The sequence below is a fragment of the Actinoplanes sp. NPDC048791 genome (assembly GCF_040650095.1).
GTDB lineage: Bacteria > Actinomycetota > Actinomycetes > Mycobacteriales > Micromonosporaceae > Actinoplanes.
Genome location: NZ_JBEZGQ010001168.1, coordinates 1 through 2394, shown reverse-complemented (window position 1 = coordinate 2394; position 2394 = coordinate 1). Strand labels below are relative to the sequence as shown.

At 72.5% G+C, this 2394-nt stretch carries 4 protein-coding genes; 2 read left to right on the top strand and 2 right to left on the bottom strand.

Annotated features, from left to right (window positions below):
• Positions 1–246 precede the first annotated feature (246 nt).
• Positions 247–678, top strand: a complete 432-nt coding sequence (locus AB0C29_RS43805) for an ester cyclase (RefSeq protein ID WP_360833631.1) — start codon at positions 247–249, stop codon at positions 676–678.
• Complete coding sequence (locus AB0C29_RS43800) at positions 675–1301, top strand: helix-turn-helix domain-containing protein (RefSeq protein WP_360833629.1); 627 nt, start codon at positions 675–677, stop codon at positions 1299–1301. Before AB0C29_RS43805 ends, AB0C29_RS43800 begins: the two co-directional genes overlap by 4 nt.
• Here the strand turns inward: AB0C29_RS43800 and AB0C29_RS43795 are convergent.
• Positions 1288–1569, bottom strand: coding sequence for an SSI family serine proteinase inhibitor (locus tag AB0C29_RS43795; RefSeq protein ID WP_360833627.1), 282 nt, complete (start codon positions 1567–1569; stop codon positions 1288–1290). The two genes, AB0C29_RS43800 and AB0C29_RS43795, sit on opposite strands and share 14 nt — an antisense overlap.
• 308 nt (positions 1570–1877) lie before the next feature.
• On the bottom strand, positions 1878–2394 hold a 517-nt coding region (locus AB0C29_RS43790; RefSeq protein WP_360833625.1), incomplete at its 5' end, for an OB-fold nucleic acid binding domain-containing protein.

Here is a 2394-nt window from a genome sequence, read left to right as displayed (position 1 = left end):
CGGCGCTGCGCTCGAGCTCGCGGCGCAGCACGGCCCAGACGGCAGCGGTACGCACGGTGACGGGCGGGCGGGGGGTTCGCGTCGATGCGGTGTCCACCTGGGCAGCGTATCGGCCGGGCGCGCAGCCGGAGTGCGGAGCCGCTTCGCTGGAGGACGACGGCCGGTCTTTCCATGATCGTTGCCCGCGGCGGTGACCTGGTTGGAACGTGGTTCCAGTCAATGCCGTACCGGAAAGGGACACCACTGATGAACACTGCCGAGAAGCTGGCCCGTCAGGTGCTCGAGGTCTTCGACACCGGGGATGTCGCCGCCGCGGGACACCTGGTCGCCGAGGACTTCGTCGATCACGGCGCGCCACCGTGGGCGCCGCAGGGCCGCGCGGGCTATCTCCAGATCCTCACGTTCCTCACCACCGTGTTGAAGATCCGCTACGAGGTGCACGACCTGGTCGCCGACGGGGACAAGGTGGCGATCCGGGCCACCGCGCACGGCGTCCACGACGTCGATACGCTCGGCTTCGCACCCACCGGCAAGCCGTACGCGATGCCGGCCATGCACCTCTACCGGGCCGAGAACGGCCTGCTCGCCGAGCACTGGGGCGTTCGCGACGAGCTGAGCGTGCTGTGGCAGGTCGGCGCGTTGCGGCCACCGGCGCCGATCCCCCTGAGCGAGGCATGAGAAACACAGCGAGAGCGGAACAGGTCCGGGCCACCCGGCAGAAGGTGCTGGTGGCGGCCCGTGACCTGTTCCTGCGCCGGGGCTACTTCGGCGCGACCATCGAGGCGATCGCCAAGCGGGCCGCGGTCAGCCCGCAGACCGTCTACAACGTGGTCGGCGGCAAGGCGGCGCTGCTCAAGGCGGTGTACGACGTGGCGCTGGCCGGCGACGACGAGCCCGTACCGATGATCGAGCGACCGATCGCGCGGGCCATGCTCGCCGCCACCGACCCGCAGGAGTGCCTGCGGTTGTACGCCCGGATGGGCCGCGAGCTGGCCGAGCGGGCCGGGCCGCTGATCGCGGTGGTGTTCGTGCAGGGCGCGGGACGCGACCCGGACGTCCGCGCGTTCGTCGACAGGATCGAGGGTGAGCGGGCGATCGGCACCGCCGGGGTGGCCCGGCACGTCGCGCGGCGCTTCGGGCTGCGCGACGGGCTGACCGAGGCGGAGGCCGGCGACGTGCTGTGGGCCCTGACCGCGCCGGAACTGCTGGACCGCTTCACCCGCCGGCGCGGCTGGAGCCTGGACCGCTACGAGCGCTGGCTGGCCGGGACCATGGCCGAGTCGCTGCTCAGAAGGCCGTGAGCACCCCGGTCGTGCGGTGCATGTCGCAGCGGTTGCCGAACTTGTGCGACCAGTTCACCGGGCGGCCCCGCCAGGTGCCCTTGACCTGGGCGGTGACCGGCGCGTACTCCATCGTGCACATCATCGGCGCGGGGGTGAGCCGGCTCGGGTCGCCGCCGACGGCGGCCAGCGACCGGCAGGCCTTGACCTTCTTGGGGTGGGCCCCGCCGGCCGGGTCGCACCGCAGCTTCACCGCGGCCGCGTAACCGGCCTCAGCCAGATAACTCACCGTAAGGTCGGTCTTCTTAAGCCGGGCCCCGACGAAAGCCGGGCCAGCTCCGGATGCCGGCGCAGCCCCGGAAGCCGCCTCAGCCCCGGAAGCCGGCGCGGAAGCGGAAGCCGGCGCGGAAGCGGAAGCCGGCGCGGAAGCGGAAGCCGGCGCGGAAGCGGTCCCGGCCAGGGAGACCGGGGCCGCGAGCAGGACTGCGGCGGCGATGGTGCTGATCATGGTGCTCTCCCCGATGCCACGTTTCCGGTGCGCATCCGGTCTACGCCACAAAAGGTGCAGGATGCGCAGAACGGAAATATAGTGTCCGTTCACCGGAAGTCACGGGACGCCGGGCTGATCGGTGGGGTGACCGCCTCCAGCCGGTCCGCCACCAGGTTGAGCACCCCCTCGGACTTCTCCAGCCGCCCCCGCACGATCAGCGCCGCACTGCTGCGCGCCACCCGCTTGTACCGCTGCCACAGCCCCGGCGAACACGTCACGTTCAGCATCCCGGTCTCGTCCTCGAGGTTGATGAACGTGACCCCGCCCGCCGTCGCCGGCCGCTGTCGGTGGGTGACGATGCCGCCGACCCGGATCCGGGTGCCGGCCTCGACCCGGCCCAGCCGGGCGATCGGCACCGCCTCCGCGCGGTCCAGCTCGGCCCGGATGAACTGGGCGGGGTGCGCGTCCGGGGACAGGCCGGTGGCCCAGACGTCCGCGACGAGCTTGTCCACCTCGGCCATGCCGGGCAGCGTCGGCGCGATCGTGCCGGTGACCGTACCCGGCAGGCGGTCCGGTTTGTCCTGCGCGGCGGCGCCCGCCGCCCACAGCGCCTCGCGCCGCGAG